Here is a 26,448-nt window from a genome sequence, read left to right as displayed (position 1 = left end):
GGCCGGATACGGCCCGCCCCCTTCCTGCTTTCGGGTGCAGTTCATCACGCCAGGTCCGTTCGTGCGCGCCCATCGCGGCCGGGTGATATGGCAGTGAGATACAAGCCCAGCGCGAGTGCGGTTGTCAGCGCGAGCAGGGGCGCCATCGTATCGTAGCCCTGGCCGTCGTCGAGCAGAAACGCAATGACCAGTGGGGCGCCGGCTTTGGCCACGAAGGCGGGGCGGGCCAGTCGTCCCATGGTGTCGCCATAGCCGCTGCGGCCGAAAAGCTCGCCGGGAACCGTGCCGCGGACAATGGTCATGACACCGTTGGCAGCGCCGTAACAGGCGGCGAATCCGAATGCGAGCCAGGGGGACAAGCCGGCGCCCCAAAGGAGCAGCATGCCGAGCAGCGTGAATGCGAAAGCAAGCGTTCCGACACGCAGGGGGCTGACATGGCGAGCGAAGCTGAACTCGAGAATGCGCCCGACCACCTGCATCGGTCCAATGAGGCTGGCGACGAGGATCGCGGTGTCGGCGCCCAGGCCGCTGGCAACCAGGGTGCCGACACCGTGGGCACCGATCGCGGAGAATACGAAGGCGCCGAGGGTGAATGCCCCCGCCAGGCGAACAAAGGCCGGACCTTGCGCGCGTGCCGGTATCGATACGTGCGCCACGCCTGGGTCGCCATCGTTCGCAGCGGTCTGCACTTTCGGTGGGTCGGGCAGACCGAACCAGAAGGCCGGGAGGACGGCGAAGAGCAGGATTGCTGCGGACACGCCCCATGCCATGCGCCAGCCGGCCTGTTGTTCGATGTACCAGACCAGTGGCCAGAACGCGGTACTGGCGAGACCGCCGAACAGCGTCAGCGCGGTCAGGGCCGTGCGATAGGCGCTGCCCGCCAGTTGATTCAATGCGGGAAAGGCTGCGTCGTAAGTCGTTGCAGCCAACGCGATGCCGGCCAGCAGCCAGCCGGCAAACAGCCCGATCGGACCCTGCGCGAGCGCAATCATCGCCAGCGCTGTTGCGCCTGCAAGGGTGCCGGCCGCCAGCACCCGGCGTCCGCCAAGGCGGTCGATGGCGCGGCCGACATGCGGCGAGGCAAGCCCCGATACCAGCAGTGCGGCCGAGAACGCGCCGAACACCAGGCTGCGGGAGAGCCCGAGGTCTGCGGCCATCGGCCCGGCCAGTACCGCAATGCTGTAATACAGGCTGCCCCAGGTGGCGATCTGGGTGAGACCAAGCACAACGACGATGCGCACCATGGAAGCTGGCAGTGCAGTGCGCGCGGCGATCATCGGCAGCAAGCCCGAGTCGGGGTGGAGCTAGGTTCGCAGCACCGGGCTGCGCCCGTGTTGCGCTCGGGCGCCTTTGCTTGCAGGGCGACAGGCGGGCAGCAATTGTCGCCGCTGTCGCCATCGGTGTCGGTCGAGCACACCCCGGTTTCCGGCAGGATCAGGCGTACTGCGTCGGCCGCATCGAGGTCGCCGGCCAGCGCGGCCACGACCGAACGCACCTGTTCATAACCGGTGGCCATCAGAAACGTGGGTGCGCGGCCATAGCTCTTGGCGCCGACGATGAACAGCCCCGGTTCCGGATGCGCCAGCTCGCGGTGACCGTGGGGGCGCACCGTCCCGCAGCTGTGCACGTTCGGGTCGATCAGCGGGCCGAGTGCGGCGCTGCTCTCGAGTGTGGGATCGAATGTCGTGCGCAGTTCGCGCAGCATGGTCAGATCCGGTCTGGCGCCGGTCGCGCAGATGATCTCATCGATTGCGGTGATCGACGGCGTGAGCGGGTCTTCGGGATGAATCGTGATCTGACCGTCGTCACGGTCGAGCGCGCTGATGCGGAAGTCTGCGACCAGGCGGATGCGTCCGGCGTCGAGCAATTCACGCAACGCCGCGCCGATGGCGCCACGGGCGGGCAGGCCATCGGCCGCCCCGCCGCCGAGCGCACGGGCCGGGGCGGTGCCACGAATTGCCCAGGCGATGCGGGTCGTCGGTGCGTGTCGTGCCAGTTCGGCAAGCGTCAGCAGGTTTCCCGCGGCCGAGTGCCCGCCGCCGACCACCAGTACGCTGCGCCCCGCGTAACGATGACGATCCGCGCCGAGAATGTCGGGCATGCCGTAGCGGATATGTGCGGCGAGTTCGGCTTCGCCGGGCGCCGGCAGTCCGTCCGCACCGAGCGGATTGGGCTGCGTCCAGGTGCCCGACGCGTCGATGACGGCGCTTGCCTGGATGATTCCGGTGCCGACGTCGGTGCGCACATGCAATACGAAGGGCGCGTCGTCGCGGCCGGCCGACTTGACCCGGTCGGTGCCGCGCCGGCTGATGGCGGCGACCCGTGTGCGAAAGCGGATCCTCGCGGCCATGTCAGGCAGGGCGGCGAGCGGGGCGAGGTAGTCGTCGATGACCTCGCCGGCGCTTGGCAAGCCCTCGCCATCGGGGGCCTGCCAGCCGCGCCCTTGCAGCAAGCGGGTCGCGGCAGCGTCCAGGTTGAAGCGCCATGGCGAGAACAGGCGCACATGGCGGAAATCCTCGTAGCTGCGGGCGATGCCCGGTCCCGCTTCGAGCAGTATCGCCGGCAATCCGTGCTCGATCAGATGGGCGAGCGCGGCGAGTCCGACAGGGCCGGCGCCAATGACAGCAACGGGGTGGGATGCGGAAGGCTGGATCATTGCAGCTTCTCCTTTTGTGTTCGGCGAAGTACGAATAAAAAGGGCAAAAAAATCAGCAGCACGCGCGCTCGGCAAGACCATCGATCAATTGCCGCAGCTGATGCATGCGCGCCGGATTGACGCAATAGCAGGTGCGCTGCTCCTCGGATTCTCCCAGCACCAGACCGGCCGCCTTGAGCATGCTCATATGCTGGGAGATGGTCGATGGGGCTTGCGGCAGCAGGTCGGACAATTCGCCGAAATAGCACTCGCCGATCGCAGCGAGGTGCTGCAGGATGCGCACCCGCACCGGATGCCCGAGGGCCTTGCACATCTGCGCGAGTGCTTCGGCATCAAGTGCGGATACGTCGGTCGTGTGGGGGGTGGGGCGGGAGGACATGATGGCGAATGATGTAATCAGCGTTGTTCGTAATTTAGCGAAGTACGAACGATTGTCAAGCGCCGTGACGCGGAAAGCGTTTGCAAAGCGTGCGCGTAAACGCAATAGCCCGATCACCATGCGGTGATCGGGCTATTGCTCAAGCTTGGTTGCGGGGGCAGGATTTGAACCTGCGACCTTCGGGTTATGAGCCCGTGGTTGCGGGGGCAGGATTTGAACCTGCGACCTTCGGGTTATGAGCCCGACGAGCTGCCAGACTGCTCCACCCCGCGTCGGAGACCTTGCACTGCAAATGCAGTTTGATGCTTGTTCAGAAAGGCCGGCCTGATTGCGGCGTTTGGCCTTTCGATAAATCGTGGTTGCGGGGGCAGGATTTGAACCTGCGACCTTCGGGTTATGAGCCCGACGAGCTGCCAGACTGCTCCACCCCGCGTCAGAGAGGGAGCACTATAAACAACAGACCGCGAAAAATCAAGAAAAAGCTGAAAAAACATCCTTTCCGGATCATCTGGCATCCGCGCCGAGGGCGTGGATGAGCTCGGGGTCCCGGCCGTAAATGTCGGGACGGAAGGTGATCCTGCCGTTGTCGTCGGGGGCTGCCGTCAGGTAGGCGATGACCAGCGGAATCGGCCGTGCAAGGCTGAGGTTTCCGGTACGGCCGCTGGCCAGCGCGGCTTCGAAGCGGGCCAGGTGGCTGTCGCCGCCACTGGCGTCCACCAGCAGTCTCACCAGGTCGACGGCATTCTCGACCCGCACGCAACCCGAGCTGAAGGCACGCTGAGTACGCTTGAACTGGCGCTGATGTGGCGTGTCGTGGAGGTAGACGGCATGCGGGTTGGAGAAGCGGATTGCAACCTTGCCCAGCGCGGCGTCGTCGCCGGCATCCTGCCTTAGTGTGAGGCCGCCGGTCCGGGTCCAGTCGATGGTGGCCGGGTCGACTTCATCACCGTCGGCGTTGATGACGTGGATATTGCGACTGGCGAGGTATTCGGGGTCGGCACTCGCCTTGGGGATGATGTCCTTCTTCAGAATGGTCGGCGGCACCGTCCACGTCGGATTGACGGTGAAGTGCGTAATGCTGGAGAACAGCAGCGGCGTTTCACGGGCGGGCTGGCCCACTTGTGTTCGCGTGCTCCATGCGGGTGACGAATTGCGATAGAAGGTCAGGCGATAGGCCGCGACATCGACGAAGACGTAATCGCCGACCTGATGTGGGGCGATCCAGCGTGCGCGTTCGAGATTGATACGCAGCAGCGCCTTGCGTTCGGCAGGACTGCGGTTCAGCGAGGTGAGCGTGAGCGGGCCGACGATGCCATCGGACTCGAGGCCTTCTTCGCGCTGGAAGCGGCCCACCGCCTCGGATACGACGTCGTCCATGTCCTGGCCGGCGGAAGCGACATTCGGCAGATATCCGCTTGCGATCAGTCGCGCCCGCAGCGCGTCCACCCGGGGCCCGCTCATGCCCGGCCTGAGCGTGGGGCCTGCCGGAATGGCTGGCCCATCGTTTGCGTCACCGGAATGCAGGGCCTCGGTCATAGCCTTGCGCAAGGCTCGGTAAAGCGGTGTCGGTGGGCGAAAGCGATCGAACATCTGGCCAAGATCACCGTCGCCCATGGCGGCGAGCGCCTGGGCGGGGGGAGGCTGGGTGAGGGGGGCAAGCGCAGATGACTGCCAGTAGCTCCCTGCGCGCTCGGGACTCAGGCGACCTTGCTGCAGATGGGACAGCGCCCGGGTACAGGCTTCGGATACGCTGAGATCGTCCTGTGCGCGTTGCAGCGGCGAGGCCGTATCAGGCAAGGGGTGACGCAGGCGCTCGGTACCGTAGGCAGCGGGGTCCAGCCCGTCGTTGACCAGCGCTTCAAGTTCGACGAGCAATTGCTGCCGGCGCGCGGGCTTCTGCCATAAGGGGGCAAAACCGCGAGAAGCATACGCGCGGGCGAGTGCTGCGCGCGGCGACGGCGTCTGCACTCCGGATTCCACGGCCGGGGCGAGCAGTGTACGGAGTTCGTCATCGACGCTCCGTGTGCCCGCGAAAGCGAGGCCCGGAAGGAAACTTGCCACCAGAAGCGGCACGACGATTGCCCGAATTGGGGAGTAAGGCGATTTTCTCATCTGCGTTTTGGCCAATGGCCTGATAAGATGCGGTCTGTTTGTGCAAAAGCAGTGCTTTTGCCGGGCTTCAGGGACGATATTGACATATAAGAAGAACAAGGCGATCACTGCGATGGCCTGAGTTCGCGTCAAGCCGGACGGATTTCACACAATGAGCATTTCGTTTCGCAAGGCAGCCCTTGCAATGGGTCTGCCGCTGGTCGTGCTGTGTTCAAATGCGTCTGCGGCCTCGCCGTCGGACGCGCTGCTCGAGGCCCAGCTTGCGGCTGCTGCGCCGGCGCTTGCGCCCAAGGTACTCAAGCTCGCGCTGTCCGCCATGCAGTGCGCGATGAACTCGGGACTCGAAGCATCCCGCCGCCTGGCGGTGATCGACTACTCGCTGTCTGCCAATGTGCCTCGCATGTGGGTGTTCGACCTCAATAAACGCGTGGTGTTGCATAAGGAGCTGGTTGCTCACGGCAAGAATTCCGGCGAGGAACTCGCCACGCGCTTCTCCAATCGGGTGGGAAGCTATCAGAGCAGCATCGGATTGTTCCGTACCGGCGAGACCTACGACGGACGCAATGGCTATTCGCTGCGCATGGAAGGGCTGGAGCCCGGCATCAATGACAAGGCTTACGAGCGCGCCATCGTGATTCACGGCGCCCCTTATGTCGATCGCGAGTTCATCAGCGAGACCGGTCGGCTCGGGCGCAGCCAAGGTTGTCCTGCCGTGGCCGAGGGGGTGGCGCGCAGGGTGATCGATAGTCTGAAGGAAGGGCAGTTCGTATTCTCCTACTACCCTGATCGCAACTGGCTGGCGTCGTCGCGTTACCTGCATTGCAATCGTTCGGCGGTCGCTGCCGTGCGCGAATCCCTGGACGGGCAGGACAGCTGATGTGCGGCCATGCCTGGTCTCATCGAAGCGGCGCCTTGGGCGCTGTTGTCTGTCGTGCGCGTGACGCGTATTGAGTGCGTCCGCACCGTCGCGCCAGTACTGCGTATGATCGGAGACTGTCGACCGGAGATCCGTTCCGGCGCTGGCGAGTCAGTACGCAAATGATCTTCTTGGGCCTGATCCGTGCGGGCGTGCTGACCTTCCTGGCATTGTGGCAAGTGCTTGCCATGCCGTCGCTCAGTGCGGCCGAATTGCCCGCGTTCAGACTCGACGCAACGAAGGTCACGGTGTCCGGCATTTCGTCCGGCGCCTATATGGCGGTGCAATTCGGCACGGCGTTTTCCGCGTCCGTCAGTGGGGTGGCGGCCACCGCGGGCGGTCCCTATTTCTGCGCAGGACGCGATGCGTGGGCGGGAGGCGGGGTTGGAAAGGTGATGGCGCGGTGCATGCAGGGCGATCCTGCCTATCCGGCACAGCCGATCACCGAGGCCGATCTCGACAACATGCATGCGGCAACCCTCGCGTGGTCCGCACGCGGGCTCAACGATGCCGCCAGTCATCTCGAACGGCAGCGCATCTGGCTGTTTCACGGCTATAACGATGGCATCGTGAAGCAGCCGGTGAGCGATGCCCTCGAGCGCTGGTACGAAGGTTTCGTGCCGAAGGCGCAGTTGTTCTACAAGCAGGATTTGCGTGCAGCGCATGCGCAGATCTCCGCCACTTGCGCCGGCACGGGCGATGGCGACTCCACTTGCAACCCATGTGCGGTGACGGGGGGCAATTTCATCAATGCCTGCCCGGGTGGTGCGCCCGATGGATCGAGCTACGATGCCGCGGGGGCCGCGCTGCAGATGTTCTACGGTCCCATGGAGCGCACGTCGTCGTCGGGCTTGACCGGAAAGCTGGTCGAGTTTGATCAGACACCATTTATTCAGCGCAATGGACGGCCGTTGATTCCGCAGCGCGCATCGATGGCGGCGACGGGCTACGTCTATGTGCCGCAAGCCTGTGCGGCGGGAGAGGCTTGCCGGCTTCATGTCGCGTTTCACGGTTGCCAGCAGGAGGTGGGCCGGATCGGTACGCGATTCGTGACCCAGTCGGGCTTCAACGAATGGGCCGACGCCAACCGGATCGTGGTGCTGTATCCGCAGACTGCGGCGGTCTGGGCGGTCCCATTTACTCCGTTCAATCCCAATGGATGCTGGGACTGGTGGGGATATACCGACTTCGGTTTTGACATGACGGGGCACTACGCGACGCGCGACGGCACGCAGATGGCCGCTGTGTGGCGCATGGTGCAGCGCCTGGCCGCTGCGGGGCAGGCCGGGGTGCCGAGTCCGGAAGGGGCCGTTCCGGTCTTGAAGGTGATCGACCGTTCGCCAACCCAGGTCGTGCTGGCGTGGACGCCTGTTGCCGGTGCGGTGGGCTACCGGATCTATCGTGGTGAAGGAGAGCGTGCAGGCGATGGCGGCCCGCTGCGGGCGCTGACGGCGGTTGCGGTCGATGGTCCGTCCTGGGTGGACAGCCGCGACTTGTCGCCACAGACGACTTATCGCTATCTCGTTCGTCCGGTCGATGGCAGCGGTGTCGAGGGCTTGTCGTCGGCGACGGTCCGGGTGAGCACTGGACGCACACCACCGGCGTGCGATCCATACTATTCGCTGCTCCAGGAGCGCGTCGTAGGGCGGAACAACCGCCCCACGAATGATGTTTGCCCCTGAGTCAGAAGCGGACAGCAGGGATCAAGGCGCCCTGCGCAAAATGCGCGAGCCGTCGCGGCGCAAGCGTGTCATCTCGGGTGCTTGGCGAAGCGTCGGCCAGAGGGTCAGTCAGGACGCCCTCAGCGCGCGCACGAGGGCGACAAATGCGTCGAGTCCGCCAGGCACCTGCTTGCGACTGGGATAGTAAAGAAAGAAGCCCGGCTCGGCCGGGCGCCAATCGTCCAGCACCGTGACCAGTCGCCCTGCCGCAATTGCATGTCGGGCTGCACATTCGTAGACGTAGGCGAGTCCAAGGCCGGCTTCGGCTGCCCCAAGCGTCAGTGACTGCGCGCTTGTCACGAGGGCGCCGGCGATCTCGATGTCCAGGCGCTCACCCGCCTTCTCGAATGCCCAGCGGTAGGTGTGGCCGCTCGGGAAGCGAATGCCGATACAGCGGTGCGATGGCAGTTCGCGTGGGTTCTGGGGCGTGCCGTGCGCGGCCAGATAGGCCGGAGAGGCGACGACCACGAAGCGTTGTTTCGGCCCAATGGGCAGGGCGATCATGTCCTGATCGAGACTCTCTCCAAAGCGGATGCCGGCATCGAAGCCGCCGGCGACGATATCGACGAGGGCATTGTCGGCGACGACCTCCAGCCGCATGCCCGGATTCTCCATCAGGAATCGAGTGACGATGTGCGGGAGCACATGCTCCACCGCCGCATGGGGCGCATTGATGCGCAGGGTGCCATGCGGCGCGCCGCGGAACTCGTCGAGCTCGCCGAGGGCCGTGTCGATTTCGAGCAGCGCGGGCGCAAGGCGCGCCAACAGGCGTTCGCCCGCCTCGGTGGGTGCAACGCTGCGCGTGCTGCGGTTCAGCAATCGCAAATCAAGACGTGACTCCAGCCCGCGTATGGTGTGGCTCAGCGCGGACGGTGATACGCCCAGCTCGGTTGCGGCGCGGCGAAAGCTGCGCAGACGGGCAATGACGGCAAACGCCTGCAGGTCTGAGATCCCGATGCGCTTCATATTGATGAGAAATTTTCAATAGTTCATCAAAACAAATGCGGATTGTCGCACGAGAGGGCCGGCCTTAGTCTTGACGAATCCATGGGACCCGCTCGATTGCACCGTGCATCGGCGGAAAAACTGGATCTTTACCAGGACAGGGGAGCATGAAGATGAAGCAACGCATTCTGGGGCAGATGGGCACGCCGGTTTCAGCCATTGGACTGGGGTGCATGGGCATGAGCGAGTTCTACGGGGCCTCGGACGACGAGCAATCCATTGCCACGCTGGCTCGGGCGCTTGAACTGGGGGTGAATTTCCTCGACACGGCCGATACCTACGGATTCGGTCACAACGAAAGCCTGATAGGCCGTCTGTTGAAAGACCTTGGTTCCGCTCGGCGTTCGGCGGTGGTGATTGCGAGCAAGTTCGGGATCGTGCGCACGCCCGGTGCGTACGAACGCCGCATAGACAATTCTCCGGCATACGTCCGCGCCGCCTGCGAAGCCTCGCTGCAGCGTTTGGGACTCGAGACCATCGACCTGTATTACTGCCATCGCCGCAACCCCGAGGTGCCGATCGAAGACATGGTCGGCGCCATGGCCGAGCTCGTGCGCGCAGGCAAGGTGCGGCAGATCGGCTTGTCGGAGGTGTCGGAAAGTAGCTTGCGCAAGGCACATGGCGTGCACCCGATCGCCGCCGTGCAGAGCGAATACTCTTTGTGGTCACGCGAGCCGGAGCACGGGTTGCTGGCGGCCTGTGCCGAACTGGGCACGACCTTCGTCGCCTACAGCCCGCTCGGGCGTGCGTTCCTGACCGGTACCGTCAATTCGGCGGCGCTGGCCGCAGGCGATTTCCGCAAGCACAATCCGCGATTCAGCGGCGAAGCCGAGGCGGCCAACGCTGCGCTTGTCGCGGGGCTTGGGGCGCTGGCTGCCGAACGCGGCGTCAGCAGCGCCCAGCTTGCACTGGCCTGGCTGCTGAGCAGACATGCGCACGTGGTGCCGATCCCGGGGACCCGGCAGGTGAAGTGGCTGGAGCAAAACGTGGCCGCAGTGGGCATGACGCTGACGACGGCGGAGCTGATCGCGCTCGATGAACTCTTTGCGCCGGATCGGGTTGCGGGGGCACGCTACCCGGAGGCGGGGATGATCGGCATCGAATGATGGCGCTGCGGGAGCGCGTTCGATCCATCCCGTTCCCGATGCGGTGACGACGAGGGGCGCCCATGGGCGCCCCTCGTTGCTTCGGCTACTCGCCGAAGCGAGCGGTCGATGTCAGTCCATCGCCTCGTACAGGGGCAGGGTCAGGAACTCGGGAAACTCGGGCGTGAGGCTCATCTGCTCGAAGATCACCGCAGCCTGATCGTAGCTCGCGGTGGGTTCTCCCTGGGCCGACACGGTGGCCTTCACCTTGACGAGTTCTTCCGGGATCATGCTGCGGATCAGCTCTGCGGTGACCTCGCGACCGTCATCCATGCGGCCCTTGGGCGATACCACCCACTGCCAGATCTGGGAGCGGGCGATCTCGGCGGTGGCGGCATCTTCCATCAGGTTGTGGATCGGCACGCAGCCGTTGCCTGCGAGCCAGCTGCCGAGGTAGTGAATGCCGACGTTGATGTTGTTGCGCACGCCGGCCTCGGTGATCGGCTGCTCGGGCTGGAAGTCGAGCCAGTCCCTGGGGCCGAAGCTGCCAACCACCTGCTTGTCCCACTGATTAGGGCGATCGCCCAGTACCTTGGTGAAGGCTTCCATCGCGATCGGCACCAGGCCGGGGTGGGCCACCCAGCCACCGTCGTAACCGTCGTTGGCGTCGCGGTTCTTGTCGTGGCGGATGCCGGCCATGGCTTTCTCGTTGGCCTCAGGATCGCTCTTGATCGGGATCAGCGCGCTCATGCCGCCGATAGCCGGGGCACCGCGCTTGTGGCAGGCCTGCACCAGCGCCAGCGCGTAGCTGCGCATGAAAGGCACTTCCATGTTGATCGTCGCGCGGTTGGCGAGGCAGAAGTCGGTGTTCTTCTTGAACTTCTTGATGCACGAGAAGATGTAATCCCAGCGCCCAGCGTTCAGCCCGGCGGAGTGTTCGCGCAGTTCGTACAGGATCTCTTCCATCTCGAAGGTGGCGAGGATGGTCTCGAGCAGCACGGTGGCCTTGATTGTGCCGCGCGGCAGGCCGAGCTCGTCCTGCGCCATGCAGAAGATGTCGTTCCACAGCCGGGCCTCGAGGTGGCTTTCGAGCTTGGGCAGGTAAAAGAAGGGACCGGCACCGCGCGCGATCTGCTCCTTCGCGTTGTGAAAGAAGAACAGCGCAAAGTCGAACAGGCCGCCGGACACGCGCTCGCCATCGACCAGCACATGCTTCTCGTCCAGATGCCAGCCGCGCGGGCGCACCTGCATGGTGGCGATCTTGTCGTTGAGGCGGTATTCCTTGCCGGCTTCGTTGGTGTAGCTGATCTGGCGCCGGACGGCGTCGTAAAGGTTCACCTGACCCTGGATCTGGTTGGACCAGTTGGGGCTGTTGGAGTCCTCGAAATCCGTCATATAGGAATCGGCGCCGGAGTTGAAGGCATTGATGATCATCTTGCGTTCGACCGGACCGGTGATCTCCACGCGACGGCATTCCAGCGCCTTGGGCAGCGGCGCGACCTTCCAGTCGCCATGGCGGATGTGTGCGGTCTCGGGCAGGAAGTCCGGCATTTCGCCGGCGTCGATCCTGGCCTGGCGCTCGACGCGGGCCTGCAGCAATTGACGCCGACGTGGCTCGAATGCGCGGTGAAGACGGGCCACGAATGCGAGTGCGTCGGGTGTCAGGATCTCGTCGAAACGGGCGTCAATCGGGGCATTGATCTGCATGCCCTGAGGAAGGGTGATATTCATCTGGATTGCTCCGTAAAGGTGAAAGAAGGCTTGATGAAGTCAGGCGGGTCTAAGGAAATAGTGGACGGTCAGCACGGCGCCGATGGCGATGACAAAGCCTCTGATCAGCGGCGCGGGCAGGCGTCGTGCCGCGCGGGCGCCCCAGTAGCCGCCGAGCGTACCGGTGATGAGCATCACCACCGTATGCGGCCACGACACCGCGCCGGCAATGGTGAAGGTGGCAACAGCCACGCTGTAGATGACGGCGGAAAGCCAGTTCTTCAGGGCATTGATCTCATGCATATCGTCAAAGCCCTGGATGGCCAGTGCGGCGATCATCAGGATGCCCATGCCGGCACCGAAAAAGCCGCCGTAGATCGAGACCACCAGTTGAAAGGCGAATCCGCCCGCGCCGATATGGTGGCGATTTTCCGTTCCCGAGGTGGGGCGGAACCTGCGGATCTGCGCCGATATCTGGCGGCTGAACGCGAACAGCAGGGTCGCCGTCAGCAGCAGCCACGGAATCAGTCGCGAGAACGCTGCATTGGAAGTGGCCAGCAGCAACAGGCCGCCGCCGATGCCGCCGGCAAAGGCCACGGCGGTCAGCATCGGCAGGCTGTGCGAAAAGCGCGCCAGTTCGCGACGGAATGCCCACGCACCGGCCAGGCTGGCTGGCCACAGCGACACCGAATTGCTCGCATTGGCAACGACCGGCGGTACGCCGATGGCGAGCAGCGCGGGAAACGAGAAGAAGGTGCCGCCGCCGGCGACCGAATTCACCGCACCCGCGGCCAGTGCGGCAATGGCAATGATGGCGATGTCGATGAGTTCCATTGGGGGCCGGGATGTCGCGATATGGGGAAAGGGGTGGTGCGCTGGCTACTCCGGGGAAGGGGAGGCCCCCGGAGCGCCGCGTCGTTGATGGGGTTTGTCTCCTCCCCGAATGCACTGCAGTCTATGGGAGTCTTATATAAAACAGAATAAGCGGTATGATCACTTTATCTTTTACTAAAAGTACAAAATGGATCAGCTCAAGCAAATCGAGAGCTTCGTCAGCGTCTCGACTCGCGGCAGTTTGTCGGCAGCCGCGCGCGCAGAAGGGGTGACGCCGGCCGTGATCGGGCGACGGCTCGATGCGCTCGAGCATCGGCTCGGGGTCAAGTTGATGGTGCGGACCACGCGCAGCATCACGCTCACCTTCGAAGGCAGTGCCTTTCTCGAGGACTGCCAGCGCATTCTCAACGACCTTTCCAACGCCGAAGCCTCGGTGACGCTGGGCGGAGTGAAGCCGAGCGGGCATTTGCGCGTCTCCGCGCCGGCCGGCTTCGGGCGCCGCCATGTGGCGCCACTGGTGCGCGACTTCCTGCGCGCCAATCCCGATGTGACCTGCACGCTGGACCTCACCGACCGGCTGGTCGATCTCGTCAATGAGGGAATCGACTGCGCGATCCGGGTGGGCGACCTCGCCGATTCGAGTCTGGTATCGGTGCGCCTCGCCGAGAACCGGCGGGTGGTGGTGGCCAGTCCGGATTATCTGGCGCGGCACGGCGTGCCGGCTTCACCGGCAGACCTGCACGATCATGTCTGCCTGGCGCTCGGGCAACAGCGTGGATGGCAGTTCGCCAACGATGGCGGTAATGCGGTAATGGTGAAAGTCGATGGCCGTCTCGAGTGCAATGATGGTGCGGTGCTTCACGAGTGGGCGGTGGCCGGCGAGGGTCTCGCCTGGCGCTCGTTGTGGGAGGTGGCGGCCGACCTGCGTGCGGGCCGCCTGGTGTCGGTGCTGGACGACTTTGCGGCGCCGGCCAACGGTGTGCATGCGGTGTTTCCGCACCGGCGAAACCTGGCCCTGCGGGTGCGGGCATTCATCGACTATCTGAAGTCGTGTTACGGTCGCGCCGATTACTGGCTGGAGGCGGCCCCCGACGGCCGCTGAGGGCGGCGCGGACTCAGCTTGCGGCGTCCAGGCCGAGTGCGGCGACACCTGCGCGTGCGACCATCGCATCCTCGCCGGCCTTCACGCCCGAAACGCCGACCGCGCCTATCACCAGACCATCGATGATGATCGGTTCGCCGCCTTCGAGCGGCACGACCGGCAGTCTCAGCGCCGCATAGCGCCCGTTGTTTACCATGTCCTCGTACACCTTGCTCGGCTTGCCGGTGAGTACGCAGGTCTGCGCCTTCTCCGGCGCGATCGTCGTGCTCATCAGCGGCGCACCGTCCATGCGCTGCAGCCACATCGGATGTCCGCCTGCATCGCAGATGGCGATGGTCACCGCCCAGCCGTTGGCGACGGCCTCAGCTTCGGCCGCCGCGGCGATGCGCCTGACGTCATCCAGGGTCAACATATGTGTCGTTTTCATCGGGGTCTCCTGAGTTGCAACCGTGTCGCGGGGGCCGTCATGGGCCTCAGCGTTCGCCGAGGTCGGAGAACGTGATCGTCTGCGCACCTTTCCATAGAATGCTGCGGCCCATTTCCATCAACTGCTCGGTGCCCTCTACCACGGTGAGGAAATGGTTGCCCGCCAGTTGCCCCATCTTGCTCGCAAACTGACTGCTGCCATAGGCGAAGAGGATTTCGGTTTCGGAGAATCCGCCGGGGTAGAGCAGGACATCGCCGCGTGACGGGTGGTTGGTGTGGTTTTCGAATCCCAGTCCGGTATCGAAATCACCCATCGGCACCCAGACCGCCTCACCGCTCCAGCGCGAGTGGATGACGTGATTGGTGTAGGGGAGCATCTGCAGGAAGGCCGCACAGGTATGTGGTGCGGCCGCTTTTTCCAGACGGGCGATGAAGTGGAACGAGCCGACATCGAGCGCAAGGTGATGCATGGGAGGTCTCCTTTATCGTGCCGTTTGCCGGCGCACGGGGATGCTTGTTCTGGGGAAATGCCGCATTTTCTTCAACCGCTTGTCGAGCGTTCTCATCATGGCAGTCGACATGTCGGCAGTGTAGCCGCCGGGCGGGACGATATCAGCCAGCAAGCCGCGGAATCCAGCCCAGGCCCGCCACCGTGCCTGCAGCGGGAAGGTATTCGCAGCCGATCCAGCCCGCGTAGCCGAGCTGATCGATGTGCCGCAGCAGCCAGCGGAAATTGATCTCGCCGCTGCCCGGTTCGTGGCGTCCGGGCGTATCGGCCAGCTGCATGTGGGCAATGCGGGGCAGGGCGTGGGCGATGGTATTGGCGAGTTCGCCCTCCATTCGCTGGGCATGGTAGATGTCGTACTGCAGATAGAGATTGTCGGCGCCGACCTCGTCGATGATGTCGAGTGCCTGTCGGGTGCGGTTCAGGTAAAAGCCCGGGATGTCGAAGGTGTTGATCGGTTCGATCAGCAGTCGGAGGCCGGCCCGCTCGAGTTGAGCCGCCGCGAACCGCAGGTTGTGTACGAATGTGGCGCGCAGGGTGTCTTCGGCAACCCCGGCCGGCGCCATGCCGGCAAGGCAGTTCAACTGCTTGCAGCCGAGCGCGCGCGCATAGTCGATGGCCAGCCCGACGCCGTCCTGGAACTCGCCTGTGCGCCCCGGATGGCAGGCAATGCCGCGTTCGCCCGCAGCCCAGTCTCCGGCGGGCAGGTTGTGCAGCACCAGTGGAAGGCCGCTGCTATCAAGTCGCTCAGCGACCGCGTCCTTGTCGAAGGCATACGGAAACTGAAATTCGACGCCCTCGAATCCCGCATCGGCGGCAGCCTGGAAGCGGTCCAGAAAGTCGTGCTCATTGAACAGCAGGGTGATATTGGCGGTGAACTTGGGCATGGTCCAGATTTCTCATTCAAGTGCGTGTGGGCTTGCGCGCGCAATCCCAGTCTGTCGGCAGGCGGTTCGGACATGCGCCCGCACACTCCCCAGCGCATGATCGCAAGGCACGGTATGCAGCATAGGCGTTGATACGGTGTCAGGTCACTGCATTGTGGGCAAGCTGGGCCTCATCGGCGAAGGAGCGCACTGCGTCATCTGGCTCGGCGCTCCGCGGTCAAAGTGTCATGGGCGTTGGGGCCTCGTTTTCGATATGCTAGACACGATATCTCCTGCGCCGGCCGTGTGCCGGCTTTCCTTTTTCAGCGGACCCGGGTTGTGTTTGATGTGCGGGCGTCCGCCGCTCTTGCGAGTAATGTAATGCTTTCGGTTCGTCCTGCCAGACTGGCAGCCATGGCGCTGCTGTTGATGTCGCTGATCTGGGGCTACAACTGGGTGGTGATGAAGCAGGTGATCCGCTACGTCGATCCCTTCGATTTTTCCGCCATCCGTACACTGCTTGCCGCGGTAGCGCTGTTCATCGTGGTGCTGATCTCACGCCGGCCACTGCGTCCGGTGGCGCCGCGCCAGTTGCTGCTGCTCGGACTGTTGCAGACGGCGACGTTTACTGCATTGATTCAGTGGGCGCTGGTCAGTGGCGGTGCGGGCAAGACAGCCATACTGGTCTACACCATGCCGTTCTGGCTGATGCCGCTGGCGTGGTGGCTGCTTGGTGAGCGCGTACGTGGCGTGCAGTGGATTGCGACCGCGGTGGCGGCGTTCGGGCTGGCGCTCATTCTTGACCCCTGGTCGATGACAGGCAGCGTGATGGGCAATGTGCTGGGTGTCGGCGGTGGTCTGACCTGGGCGCTGTCGACGGTGGTGGCCAAGCGCATGCGGCGCGACCATGACTTCGACCTGCTGTCGATGACCGCCTGGCAGATGCTGTTCGGCGCCCTTGCGCTGTGTGTGGTGGCCGTGCTGGTGCCGTCGCGGCCGATCGATCCGACACCGTACTTCTTTGGCGCCCTGTTTTTCAATGCGGTGTTCGCCACAGGTCTCGCATGGCTGCTGTGGCTCTACGTGCTGCAAAATCTGCCTGCCGGCGTGGCCGGACTGTCGGCGCTCGGCATCCCGCTGATCGGCGCACTCGCGGGCTGGATCGAGCTGGGTGAGCGGCCGAGCACGGGAGAATTCTCCGGCATGGCGCTGATCGTGATGGCACTGGCGCTGACCAGCCTGTGGCCCTTGCTGCAAGCCCGGCGAAAGGCTTGAGGTCCGGGTGAGGGCAGGCCCGCCACGCGCCCGGAGTGCGCTGGACGCGTGGCGATGCCGTCTAGATTGAAGCGTCCGCGCTGTCGATGAGTCCGGCGCAGTCGAGTCGGATCTCGTCGCAGTTGTGCCCCGGCCCGGCGCGGTCGATCACCAGGAAGTCGCACACGTCGCCAAGGGCGAGCAGTGGGTGGTGCCAGACGCCAGTAGCGTAGTTCACCCCCTGATCGCCACGCGCCAAGAATACCCGCAGCTGCGCGGCCGTCGGCACCTCGCCCGCGGGTGCCACCACCACCAGGTAGGGCTTGCCCGACATCGGGATGAAGGCCTGGCTCGCCAGCGGATGGCGCTCCATCATCTCGACCCGAAAAGGCAGCGCGCGCGGCTGGCCGCGGAAGATGGACACGATCGCGCGGCCGTCGGCACCGGGTTCGATGTTCGCCAGATCGTGATAACGCTCGGTGTTGCCGGCGTTGATGGTGAAGCGCGTCACGGCGTCGCTGGCTTCGATGACCTCGCCGAAAGGCGCGAAGGCCTCGCGGCTGAGGGGCTCGACCTGCAAGGGCAGCACGGAAAGGGAGCGGGGCATGATGCAGTCCACGCCTACTTCGCTGTGACCTTGCCCCACAGACGCAGGCGCGACACGCCACCGTCGGGGAAGATGTTGAAGCGCACATGGCTCACCGGGCCGAGCTTCACCAGCTCGTCGACATAGCTGTGGAGCGCATCCGCCGACAGCTTCTGCTCGGGTAGCAGGGTGTGCCAGAACATGCTCTCGGTGGTGATCGAACGGTCGGTGCCACCGGTCACGAATGCTGCCTGTACCGAGCAGCGGTCGGGGAAGTTGCCCTTGAAGAAGGCAGTGTCGACCTCGATCTTCTCGATCGTGCCGGGCGCGCCCAGTTCGAGCACGCACCAGTCGTTGCCGGGCTCGCGGCGGCGGCGGGTCTCCCAGCCATCGCCCATATTCTTGCCGGAGCCGGGCAGCATCAGTGCAGCGGCCGATGAGCCGAAGCTCGCGTCGTTCCACGACACCGCACGTCCGCCGTTTTCCATCGCCACCAGATCGACCAGCGTGTCAGGCGCAGCATTCTCCAGCCCTCCCACCGGGCGGCCATACACCCGCAGGCGGGCAATGCCGCCGTCGGGGAAGATGTTGACCCGCAGGTGCGTCCACGCCGCGTCGCTCGCGCATTCGAGCAGGTGGTGGGCGTTCGGCCCGAGCGGCGTTGCCGGCAGGATTTCGGTCCAGCTCGCCGCCTTGAGCACCTCGACATCGTCGGAACCGGATACGCAGGCCTCGATCGAGACCGCCGGCGGGTAGTTGCCGGTGAAGTGGCTGGTATCGACGTCGAAACCGCGGATCACGCCCTTCACGCCGAGCCTGAGCAGCGCCCAGTCGTGGCCTGCCACGCGCTTGCGACGCGACTCCCAGCCATCCATCCACTTGCCGTTGGTGTCGAACTTGCCGGGCACGAACTGCGCCGGCTCGGGGTTGAGCATGCGGGCGACTTCGGCAAAGAAATCGTCGGAAGCGAACAGCGCCTTCGCCCCCAGTCGAGTGCTGGCGAGATCGACCGAGCGAAGCGCCCACTCGGGCAGATCGGCAGGTTGAGCGAAGACGGGGGCGCCGGGGGTGTGACTGGCCATCGATGAAATCTCCTCTGTTTGGGGTCCGTGGACGCCCTGTGCTTGATCGTGGGGAGTGCTGCACCTGCTGATGCCGCCATCCGCACATGGCGGGCCGGTACGCCATGTGTGCCCTGCGTGAGCCGTTTCGGACCGACTGCGGTGCAAGTGCGTAACGGCTGTATTGTATTTATGCGTAAATAAAATTGTATACGAAAAAGTTTTGCTGAAGGCCTGGAGTTCATTGAGACACAGGCGGGACAGTAGGCCGATGCGTGCGCAAAGGTATTTTGCGCCAATGGCACGGGCGGGTCGAGTGCGGCGCAAAGATCATCAATGAACGCCTGCTTGCGGTGCAGGCGCACCGAATTAATGCGGGAAAACGTCCATGGTGGTGCGTGTTTGGAGCGCAAGGACAGTCGGTGTCTGTTCAATCAAGTTCAATGTTAAATTGAGTACACAAAAATATTGTTTTGTGTACAAACTGACTCTACACTTTGTTCGACAAGGAAGTCCTCCGAGGACTTGACCGTTCGCGATGGAGATGTGGACTTGAACAAGAAACGATCGCCGATTGATCTGGGGGCGCTTCAGGGTGAAGAGACCGTGACCGGTAGCGGGCGCGATGAGGCGATCTACCGCAACCTTTACGCGGCCATCGTCGAGAACCATCTCGAGCCCGGAACCAAGCTGCCGGAAGATACGCTGGCCGAGGCCTTTGCCGTCAGCCGCACCAGTATCCGCAAGGTGCTTCAGCGCCTGGCCTACGAACGTCTGGTCGACATCCGTCTGAACCGCGGCGCCACCGTGGCACAGCCAACGGTCAAGGAGGCGCGGGATATTTTCGCCGCGCGTCGCATCGTGGAGTGCGGTGCTATTGCGCAGGTAGTGGCCCGGGCGACGCCCGCAAAGCTCGACGAGTTGCGTGACATTGTGCGGCGTGAGCAGGAGGCCGAAGCGCGCGGCGATCGCCGCGAATCCATCTTTCTGTCGGGCGAGTTCCACGTTGCGCTGATCCGCCTGTCCGGCAACGACACCATCAGCGACATTCTCGCCGGACTGGTTTCGCGCTCGTCGCTGGTGATTGCCACCTATGGCTCGCCAATGTCGGGCAGTTGCCGCCATACCGAGCACCACGACGTGCTCGATCTGATTGCGGCGGGCGATGCCGAGGGTGCGCGCGAGTGGACGGAGCGCCACTTGCGGGAAGTGGAGCGCAGCGTCGTGCTGCTCGAAGAAAATCCTGCAGCGCCCGACCTGCGCCGAATTCTCGATGACGTGGCGCAGCGCCAGCGCCGTCAACGCTGATCGACAACGCCCATCAACCTGCGGACATGAAACATTCAGGAGAATAGCAGCAGATGCATATCAGGCTCATCAACCCTAACACCACGGCGAGCATGACCGCGAAGATCGGTGAAGCAGCCCTGCGGGTGGCCGCAGCCGGTACGCGGACCTCGGCCTGCAATCCACTCGCGGGTCCGGTATCGATCGAAAGCCACTTCGACGAGGCGATCAGCGCGGTCGGCGTACTCGAGGAGATCCGCCGCGGCGAGAAGGAGAACATCGATGCCTACATCATCGCGTGTTTTGGCGACCCCGGCCTGCTCGCCGCCCGCGAGCTGACCCGTGCGCCGGTCATCGGCATTGCCGAAGCGGCTTTTCATCTCGCCACCCTGATCAGCACGCGCTTCTCGATCGTGACCACGCTCGGTCGCACCTGCATCATCGCCGAGCATCTGCTGCAGAGCTATGGTTTTGCCCACCACTGCCGGCGCGTTCGGGCGGCAGAAGTCCCGGTGCTCGATCTGGAGGATGACGGCGCCTGTGCGCTCGAGCGCATCATCGAAGAGTGCCGCCGGGCGCGTGATGAAGACGGTGTCGGCGCGATCGTGCTCGGTTGTGGCGGCATGGCCGACCTGACCGAGCAGATCCGAGACGCGGTCGGCTTGCCGATCGTCGAGGGCGTGACCGCGGCCGTGAAGCTGGCCGAATCCCTCGTCGGACTTGGGTTGAGAACGAGCAAGCACGGCGATCTCGCCTTCCCGCGCCCGAAGCAATTCACCGGGCGCTTTGATTACCTGAGCGCATGAACATCGGCGATAGCCCTGCACAGAACAGTGGCGTCGCAAGCGTGAGACCTCGCGGTGCGCGCACCGCAAACCCGACAGACAAAGGAGATTGACCATGACAAGCAATACCGAGGCGATCCGTGCCCCCGGCCTGCAGGCGGGCAGCGTGCCCACGGATACGACCGACCATGCCAAGGGTCTGGGCGAAGAGTCACTGGCACCGCAGCAGACCCGCATCATGGGCAAGTGGTCTTATCTGCTGGCGTGGTTCGGCGGTTGTGTGTCAATCGGCACCTTCGCCATGGGCTCGAGTATCGTCGGTACGCTGAATCTGTTGCAGGCCACCGTTGCCATTGCGGTCGGCTGCTTCGTGATCGGTATCGCGCTGGCCATCAACGGCGCCGCGGGCTACAAATACGGCATTCCCTTCGTGGTGCAGGCGCGCTCGGCCTTCGGTTTTTCCGGAACCAAGTTTCCGGGGCTGGTGCGGGCAGTGCCGGCCATCGTCTGGTATGGCTTTCAGAGCTGGGTCGGGGCAGGGGCGCTCAACGCGGTATCGGCTTCCCTGTTCGGCTTCGACAATCTGGTGTTCTGGTTCGTCGTGTTCCAGTTCCTGCAGATCGGCCTGTCAGTGCTCGGTTTTCAGGGCATCAAGTGGCTGGAGAATATCGGCAGCGGCTTCATCCTGGTGTCGCTGACCTACATGTTCTTCAGTGTCATCGAAAAGTACGGCGATGTCATCACCGAACGGCTGGTCAACATCGAAGGCACCTGGGGGCTGCCGTTCTGGGGCGCGACCATGCTCTTCCTCGGCATCTACAGCACCATGATGCTCAACGTCAGCGACTATGCACGCGAGCTTGAGAAGGGCGTGCGCCGTGCGCCCCTGACCACGATCTACGCCATGTCCATCCTGCCCTGCACCTTGTTCATGGGGCTGATCGGGCTGATGGTATCGGGTGCGACCGGTGTGGCCGATCCGATCCAGGTGTTCTCCAGCGCGGTCGACAACAAGCCGCTGCTGATTGCGACGCTGCTCTTCATCACCTTCGCGCAGGTCACCACCAACGTGCTCAACAACGTGGTGCCGCCAACCTATGTGCTGATGGACGTGTTCAAGCTGTCGTTTCGCAGTTCGGCGATCATCGTGGGGCTGCTCGCCTTCGGCACCTTTCCGTGGGAACTGGTCAAGGATGAGTCCGCAGCCGGCCTGCAGATTTTTGTGCAGACCTATTCGGCATTCCTGGGGCCGATCTTCGCGGTACTGGTCGTCGATTACTACATCATCCGCCGGCGCACACTCGATCTGGGCAAGCTGTACGATGAGAACGGCCCTTATCGTGGCGTGAACTACGCCGGCATCGTGGCCTCGCTCATCGGCGCTGGCGTTGCGCTGAGCTTCTCCTCGGTATCCTGGTATGCCAGCCTGGTGCCAGCCGGCCTCAGCTACTGGTTGTTGATGAAGAACTGGCGCGCTTGCAAGCGCTTCTGCGAAAACTGATCTGCCGACGTGCAGGTGCCCTGAAGGGGCACTGCTGCCGGTGTGCGTGGAGAACCCGTCATGAAGCCTGATTCGAACTACCCCCGCGACCTTATCGGCTACGGTCGCAACCCGCCGCATGCCAACTGGCCGGGTCAGTCCCGGGTGGCGGTACAGTTCGTGCTGAACTACGAGGAGGGCGGAGAGAACTGCGTGCTCCATGGCGACACCGGCAGCGAGCAGTTTCTGTCAGAGTTGTTCAACGCGGCCAGCTACCCCGAGCGCCACATGTCGATGGAAGGCATTTACGAATACGGCTCGCGGGTAGGCGTATGGCGCATCCTGCGTGAGTTCGAGCGTCGCGGCCTGCCCTTGACGGTGTTCGGTGTGTCGATGGCCCTCGAACGTCATCCCGAGCTGACCGCTGCCTTTCGCGAACTTGGACACGAGATCGCCTGCCACGGTTGGCGCTGGATCCATTACCAGAGTGTGGATGAAGCCACCGAGCGCGAGCACATGCGAATCGGCATGGAGATCATCGAGCGCCTGACCGGCGAACGTGCGCTGGGCTGGTATACCGGCCGCGACTCCCCGAACACCCGGCGCCTGGTCGCGGACTACGGCGGCTTTCTGTACGACTCCGACTACTACGGCGACGATCTGCCGTTCTGGACCCAGGTCGAGAAAACCGACGGTAGCACCACGCCGCATCTGATCGTTCCCTACACGCTCGACACCAACGACATGCGCTTCTCGCTGCCGCAGGGCTTCTCCCACGGCGACGAGTTCTTCGAGTACCTGCGCGACGCCTTCGACGTGATGTACGCCGAAGGCGAAGAACGTCCGGCCATGATGAGTGTGGGCATGCACTGCCGCCTGCTCGGTCGTCCGGGGCGTTTCCGTGCGCTGCAGCGTTTCCTAGACCACATCGAGAAGCATGATCGCGTGTGGGTATGCCGCCGCGTGGATGTCGCGCGTCACTGGATCGAACACCACCCACAGCGCTGATGAAAGGGTGGGTTCTATTGGGCGGTCGGCCGGTTTCAGCCAGCGGACCGCCCATTTGCCTTTTGCGCGGCCGTTGGCGTCGGGCACGAGCTGCGCCGGATCAGTGCTGCCCGCACAGGCTACACAGTCGGGAAGTGGTGTTCAGGTTCTTGCGAGCGTTCAGTCGTCTGTCCGGGCACCCTGGGCAAACCAGGTGGCGATGAGTGCGCGCTCTTCGTCGGTGATCTGCGTCAGGTTGGCCAGCGGCATGTAGCCGCTGGCCACCGTTTCCGCCATTTTTGCGGCGTGCTGGCCGATTTCTTCGGGCGTTTCGAGCATGACGCCCTTGGGGGGCTGGGCGAAACCTTCCCATGTGGGCTGCGCCGCGTGGCAGGCAATGCAGCGCTTCTGCACCACCGCCCGCACCGACTCGAAGCCGACCTTGTCGCCATCGGCATTCACGGGCTTGGGGGCCATCAGTACGATCAGCAGCCCGATCAGGGCCACGCCGGCGGCGGGCAGCCACCATTTCAGCTGGCCGCGATGGCGCAGCACGAAGAACTGCCGGATCAGCACGCCGGCAATCATCATCACCGCCAGAATCAGCCAGCCGTACTTGTTGGCGTAGGTCATGGGGTAGTGATTGCTGATCATGATGAACAGCACCGGCAGCGTGAAGTAGGTGTTGTGCACCGAGCGCTGCTTGCCCACCATGCCAGGACGCGGGTCCACCGGCTGACCCGCGCGGATCTGCGCCACCATCCGCTTCTGCCCGGGAATGATGTGGAAGAAGACGTTGGCGGCCATGATGGTGCCAAGCATCGCGCCGACATGAATGTAGGCACCGCGGGCGGAGAAGAGCTGGTGCAATAGCCAGTTGCCCGCCATCACCAGGATGAAAACCAGCCCGGCCAGCAAGGCATCGCGACCCATCAGGTTGCGACACAGCAAGTCGTATATGGCCCAGCCGGCAACAAGCGTGGTGACCGAGGCGAGGATGGCCATGCCGGGCGTCAACACCATCACCTGCTTGTCGATCAGGTAACTCGATGCCCCCACCCAATAGACAATGGCCAGCATGCCCATGCCGGACAGCCAGGTCGTGTAGGCCTCCCATTTCGACCAGTGCAGGTCCATGGTAAGCGGCTCGTCCTTGGGGCCGGTAAGGAACTTCTGGCTGCAGTAGAAGCCGCCCCCGTGCACGCCCCACAGTTCACCGAATACGCCGCGCTTGGCGTCTTCGGGTTTCTTCGGCGGGCGCAGCGAGGTATCCAGCATCACGAAGTAAAAGGAAGCGCCGATCCAGGCAATGCCTGCGATGAGGTGGAGCCAGCGCACGAGCAGGTTCGCCCAGTCGAGAAGGTAGCTTTCCATGGTTCTGTCGCTTTGTTTTCCGGCAATGGTCCGATCAACTGCCGCGGTAGGTCGAATAGCTCCACGGTGAGACCAGGAGCGGGACATGGTAGTGCGCGGCAGGGTCGGCGACGCCGAAGCGCAAGACCACTTCGTCTACGAACGGAGGGTCGGGCAGCGTTGGATCGATGCCGCGAAAATAGTCACCCGCGCCGAATATGATCTCGTACCGGCCCGCTTCAAAGACGGCGCCCTCCAGCAGCGGCTGGTCACAGCGGCCGTCGTGATTGGTCGTAGCGCGGGCAAGCTCCCGGCGGGTGCCGTCGAGGCGAAAGACCGTGACCGCAATGCCGGCGCCCGGTCTGCCGTTGGCTGTGTCGAGCACGTGTGTGGTGAGTCGTCCCATGCGTACCTCTCCTGAACTTGAGTTGACCGCAGTTTAAGGTCCATCGCGTGTCGCGAAACCCGAAGATTGGCAATAAGCCATATGCACTGCAGCAAATGTGGCCGCAGCGAACGGCAAGATCTGCCGGCCAGGCGGCAAGCCGGCAACGGCAAACAGGGCAGGGCGCCACCGGGTGTGCCATAACAAGGGCGTGAACACGGCCTTGCCGGGCACTTGCGCGTGCTGGCATGAATCTCGCACTTGTCACGATGGAGGCGGGCTACTGATGGCTTGCCGGCATTCATGGAGAACTGCGATGGTCGACTCGATTCTGCGCCCGGTGGCCTTGCCGCCCGGATTGATCGGGCAACCGGCGCCCTGTGATCTTTTCGATGTACGGGGCACGCTGCTGCTGCGCGAAGGGGTGGAGATCAGCCCCCTGATGATCGCCGGCTATGGCGAGCGCCGTCTGTACTGCCGTGCGACTCAGGCCATGCGCGTGTCGGACGCGGAGCCGCTCAAGGTCTTGCGCGACATCGGCAATGCCCTGGCCATGCTCGACGAATTGCTCGTCGGCGGACAGCCGGTGAGTGCCGACGACTTCGTTTCACTCGCCACCGAAACCTACAAGACCTGGATGCTGGATCCCGATGCATGTATCGGATTCGCACGCATGGAACAGTATGATCGCCCCAGCGTGTGCCATGCCGTCCTCGCCGCCCTTTTTGCCGCAGAGCTCGCGGCCGCGCACGGCTTTTCTCGTCAGGAGAGTATTACGCTGATCGGCGCTGCCCTGACCATGAACCTCGGCAGCCTGCGCCTGCACGACCGGATGTTTGCCCATGCCGGGCAGCCCGACACCGAAGCGCGCGAGGCGATCGACGCACATCCCGAACTGGCCGCCCAGCTGCTCGAGAAGCTTGGCAGCCTTCCCGAAACATGGCTGACGGCCGTGCGCCAGCATCACGAGGCCTTCGACGGTAGCGGCTATCCTTCCGGACTGAGCCGTACCGGAATCTCGCTGCATGCGCGCATGGTGCGTGTGGCAGACGTACTCGCCGCCCGTTTGCGTGAGCGCAAACGCCGCGGGCCGCTGTTCTGGAGCCTGCATCAGGCGCGCGACCCGCAGCGTCTGCTGCAACATGTATTCGGCCCCGATCTCGAACGCCTCGACCACATCCTGGCCCGATTGCTCATGGGCCGGCTCGGCAGTTTCCCGCCCGGCAGCGTGGTGCGCCTGTCCAATGGCGAGATGGGCATCATCAGCCGCCGTTCGGCCGAGGCCGATGGTACGCCACGCGAAGTGCTGGCCTTTCTAGACACCAAGGGCCGCCCCCAGCACGTGCCACGCCCGCGCCGCATCGGCCCGCGCGACTGCCGCATCCAGGGCTACGCCCACGACGACCAGCCACGCCTGCCGCCCTACGACTGGCAGTCCATCTGGGGCTACCAGCGCGCACCGGAGGCGGCCAAGTTGATGTGAACGATGCGGGAAACGCCGAAATCACGTTTTTGCGCCGTCAAAGGCTTGAACGCCGCAGCGACCTGTTGTATTCTCCGCGCTCTTCGCTGCTGTAGCTCAGTTGGTAGAGCAACTGATTCGTAATCAGTAGGTCACCAGTTCGATTCCGGTCAGCAGCACCAAACGTTTCAAGCACTTAGGCCAATCCTCCGGGGTTGGCCTTTTTGCTTTCTGGGGTTTGGTTGCCGTTTGGTTGCCGTTAGGCTGAATCTCACGCTTCCGGGAGCGGCAACCAGATCCACAGCGAACGGCAACCAGATCCGCGAGGATAGGGGGCGGGCCTGCTCTACCAAAGTCTGAACTCAGGGCTTAAACTGTACATCCATACAGTTATCTTAAGCCGCCATGCAGGTCCGTCTAGTCCAGCTTCTGCAAGCTGGTGTCCGTCGCACTCGTGAGGAATGCCGAGCCGATGCCGGGGTGTCCGGCAC

General features: G+C 63.9%; 24 protein-coding genes and 3 tRNA genes. 11 read left to right on the top strand and 16 right to left on the bottom strand.

The window, feature by feature from the left end; genetic code table 11:
• Positions 1–44 precede the first annotated feature (44 nt).
• From J5J83_RS05405 to J5J83_RS05380, 6 genes are all read right to left on the bottom strand, one after another.
• Positions 45–1,277: an MFS transporter gene (locus tag J5J83_RS05405; protein WP_249115894.1), complete on the bottom strand. Its 1,233-nt coding sequence runs from the start codon at positions 1,275–1,277 to the stop codon at positions 45–47.
• Positions 1,274–2,656, bottom strand: a complete 1,383-nt coding sequence (locus J5J83_RS05400) for an NAD(P)-binding domain-containing protein (RefSeq protein ID WP_212346327.1) — start codon at positions 2,654–2,656, stop codon at positions 1,274–1,276. Before J5J83_RS05400 ends, J5J83_RS05405 begins: the two co-directional genes overlap by 4 nt.
• Positions 2,657–2,708: 52 nt before the next feature.
• A complete protein-coding gene (locus tag J5J83_RS05395; RefSeq protein ID WP_212346325.1) occupies positions 2,709–3,035 on the bottom strand; it encodes a metalloregulator ArsR/SmtB family transcription factor in 327 nt (108 codons plus the stop codon).
• Positions 3,036–3,230: 195 nt separating this feature from the next.
• Positions 3,231–3,307: transfer RNA gene (locus J5J83_RS05390), tRNA-Met, on the bottom strand.
• Positions 3,308–3,391: 84 nt separating this feature from the next.
• Positions 3,392–3,468 (bottom strand) — tRNA-Met (locus J5J83_RS05385).
• A gap of 71 nt (positions 3,469–3,539) precedes the next feature.
• Positions 3,540–5,003 (bottom strand): L,D-transpeptidase family protein, encoded by a 1,464-nt coding sequence (locus J5J83_RS05380; RefSeq protein WP_212346323.1) that lies wholly within the window; start codon positions 5,001–5,003, stop codon positions 3,540–3,542.
• A gap of 295 nt (positions 5,004–5,298) precedes the next feature.
• On the opposite strand from J5J83_RS05380, the gene J5J83_RS05375 reads away from it, so the two are divergent.
• Positions 5,299–6,024, top strand: a complete 726-nt coding sequence (locus J5J83_RS05375) for a murein L,D-transpeptidase catalytic domain family protein (protein WP_212346321.1) — start codon at positions 5,299–5,301, stop codon at positions 6,022–6,024.
• Between the two features lie 161 nt (positions 6,025–6,185).
• Positions 6,186–7,745: a fibronectin type III domain-containing protein gene (locus J5J83_RS05370; protein ID WP_212346319.1), complete on the top strand. Its 1,560-nt coding sequence runs from the start codon at positions 6,186–6,188 to the stop codon at positions 7,743–7,745.
• Between the two features lie 108 nt (positions 7,746–7,853).
• On the opposite strand, the gene J5J83_RS05365 is transcribed toward J5J83_RS05370, so the two are convergent.
• Complete coding sequence (locus tag J5J83_RS05365) at positions 7,854–8,750, bottom strand: LysR family transcriptional regulator (RefSeq protein WP_212346317.1); 897 nt, start codon at positions 8,748–8,750, stop codon at positions 7,854–7,856.
• 146 nt (positions 8,751–8,896) lie between these two features.
• Between J5J83_RS05365 and J5J83_RS05360 the strand changes: the two genes are divergently transcribed.
• Positions 8,897–9,895 carry an aldo/keto reductase gene (locus J5J83_RS05360; RefSeq protein ID WP_249115625.1) on the top strand — a complete coding sequence of 333 codons (999 nt, stop codon included), beginning with the start codon at positions 8,897–8,899 and terminating at the stop codon, positions 9,893–9,895.
• Between the two features lie 111 nt (positions 9,896–10,006).
• Here J5J83_RS05360 and aceB read toward each other — a convergent pair whose 3' ends face one another.
• Positions 10,007–11,605, bottom strand: a complete 1,599-nt coding sequence (gene aceB, locus J5J83_RS05355; RefSeq protein WP_212346314.1) for a malate synthase A — start codon at positions 11,603–11,605, stop codon at positions 10,007–10,009.
• 39 nt (positions 11,606–11,644) lie between these two features.
• Positions 11,645–12,418 (bottom strand): sulfite exporter TauE/SafE family protein, encoded by a 774-nt coding sequence (locus tag J5J83_RS05350; RefSeq protein ID WP_212346311.1) that lies wholly within the window; start codon positions 12,416–12,418, stop codon positions 11,645–11,647.
• 187 nt (positions 12,419–12,605) lie between these two features.
• On the opposite strand from J5J83_RS05350, the gene J5J83_RS05345 reads away from it, so the two are divergent.
• Positions 12,606–13,520 (top strand): LysR family transcriptional regulator, encoded by a 915-nt coding sequence (locus J5J83_RS05345; protein ID WP_212346308.1) that lies wholly within the window; start codon positions 12,606–12,608, stop codon positions 13,518–13,520.
• A gap of 13 nt (positions 13,521–13,533) precedes the next feature.
• Here J5J83_RS05345 and J5J83_RS05340 read toward each other — a convergent pair whose 3' ends face one another.
• From J5J83_RS05340 to hyi, 3 genes are all read right to left on the bottom strand, one after another.
• Positions 13,534–13,947 (bottom strand): heme-binding protein, encoded by a 414-nt coding sequence (locus J5J83_RS05340; RefSeq protein ID WP_212346306.1) that lies wholly within the window; start codon positions 13,945–13,947, stop codon positions 13,534–13,536.
• Between the two features lie 46 nt (positions 13,948–13,993).
• Positions 13,994–14,416, bottom strand: a complete 423-nt coding sequence (locus J5J83_RS05335) for a DUF3830 family protein (protein ID WP_212346303.1) — start codon at positions 14,414–14,416, stop codon at positions 13,994–13,996.
• A gap of 142 nt (positions 14,417–14,558) precedes the next feature.
• Positions 14,559–15,338, bottom strand: coding sequence for a hydroxypyruvate isomerase (gene hyi, locus J5J83_RS05330; RefSeq protein ID WP_212346301.1), 780 nt, complete (start codon positions 15,336–15,338; stop codon positions 14,559–14,561).
• A 360-nt stretch (positions 15,339–15,698) separates the two neighbouring features.
• Between hyi and J5J83_RS05325 the strand changes: the two genes are divergently transcribed.
• Positions 15,699–16,592, top strand: coding sequence for an EamA family transporter (locus tag J5J83_RS05325; RefSeq protein WP_212346299.1), 894 nt, complete (start codon positions 15,699–15,701; stop codon positions 16,590–16,592).
• A gap of 61 nt (positions 16,593–16,653) precedes the next feature.
• On the opposite strand, the gene J5J83_RS05320 is transcribed toward J5J83_RS05325, so the two are convergent.
• On the bottom strand, positions 16,654–17,178 hold the full coding sequence (locus J5J83_RS05320) for an ureidoglycolate lyase (RefSeq protein WP_212346297.1): 525 nt from the start codon (positions 17,176–17,178) through the stop codon (positions 16,654–16,656).
• 14 nt (positions 17,179–17,192) lie between these two features.
• The gene (gene alc / locus J5J83_RS05315) at positions 17,193–18,239 is read right to left on the bottom strand and encodes an allantoicase (protein WP_212346295.1); all 1,047 of its coding nucleotides are present in this window, start codon (positions 18,237–18,239) and stop codon (positions 17,193–17,195) included.
• Positions 18,240–18,764: 525 nt separating this feature from the next.
• Here alc and J5J83_RS05310 point away from each other — a divergent pair.
• The 4 genes from J5J83_RS05310 (at position 18,765) to puuE (ending at position 22,778) form a co-directional block, all read left to right on the top strand.
• Complete coding sequence (locus tag J5J83_RS05310) at positions 18,765–19,526, top strand: GntR family transcriptional regulator (RefSeq protein ID WP_349251863.1); 762 nt, start codon at positions 18,765–18,767, stop codon at positions 19,524–19,526.
• Between the two features lie 53 nt (positions 19,527–19,579).
• Positions 19,580–20,311: an aspartate/glutamate racemase family protein gene (locus J5J83_RS05305; RefSeq protein WP_212346291.1), complete on the top strand. Its 732-nt coding sequence runs from the start codon at positions 19,580–19,582 to the stop codon at positions 20,309–20,311.
• 94 nt (positions 20,312–20,405) lie between these two features.
• Entirely contained in the window at positions 20,406–21,791 is a 1,386-nt protein-coding gene (locus J5J83_RS05300) for an NCS1 family transporter (protein WP_212346289.1), read from the top strand.
• Positions 21,792–21,851: 60 nt separating this feature from the next.
• Positions 21,852–22,778 carry an allantoinase PuuE gene (gene puuE, locus J5J83_RS05295; protein WP_212346286.1) on the top strand — a complete coding sequence of 309 codons (927 nt, stop codon included), beginning with the start codon at positions 21,852–21,854 and terminating at the stop codon, positions 22,776–22,778.
• Between the two features lie 159 nt (positions 22,779–22,937).
• Here puuE and J5J83_RS05290 read toward each other — a convergent pair whose 3' ends face one another.
• Together J5J83_RS05290 and uraH are read right to left on the bottom strand one after the other, a co-directional pair.
• Positions 22,938–24,131: a urate hydroxylase PuuD gene (locus tag J5J83_RS05290; RefSeq protein ID WP_212346283.1), complete on the bottom strand. Its 1,194-nt coding sequence runs from the start codon at positions 24,129–24,131 to the stop codon at positions 22,938–22,940.
• A 34-nt stretch (positions 24,132–24,165) separates the two neighbouring features.
• On the bottom strand, positions 24,166–24,516 hold the full coding sequence (gene uraH, locus J5J83_RS05285; RefSeq protein ID WP_212346280.1) for a hydroxyisourate hydrolase: 351 nt from the start codon (positions 24,514–24,516) through the stop codon (positions 24,166–24,168).
• Positions 24,517–24,811: 295 nt separating this feature from the next.
• On the opposite strand from uraH, the gene J5J83_RS05280 reads away from it, so the two are divergent.
• Together J5J83_RS05280 and J5J83_RS05275 are read left to right on the top strand one after the other, a co-directional pair.
• On the top strand, positions 24,812–25,978 hold the full coding sequence (locus tag J5J83_RS05280) for an HD domain-containing phosphohydrolase (protein WP_212346277.1): 1,167 nt from the start codon (positions 24,812–24,814) through the stop codon (positions 25,976–25,978).
• A gap of 85 nt (positions 25,979–26,063) precedes the next feature.
• A tRNA-Thr gene (locus J5J83_RS05275) sits at positions 26,064–26,139 on the top strand.
• The last annotated feature ends 309 nt before the right edge of the window (positions 26,140–26,448 follow it).

Source organism: Azoarcus sp. L1K30, assembly GCF_018122735.1.
Lineage (GTDB): Bacteria > Pseudomonadota > Gammaproteobacteria > Burkholderiales > Rhodocyclaceae > Parazoarcus.
This window is presented reverse-complemented; position numbering and strand designations above follow the sequence as displayed.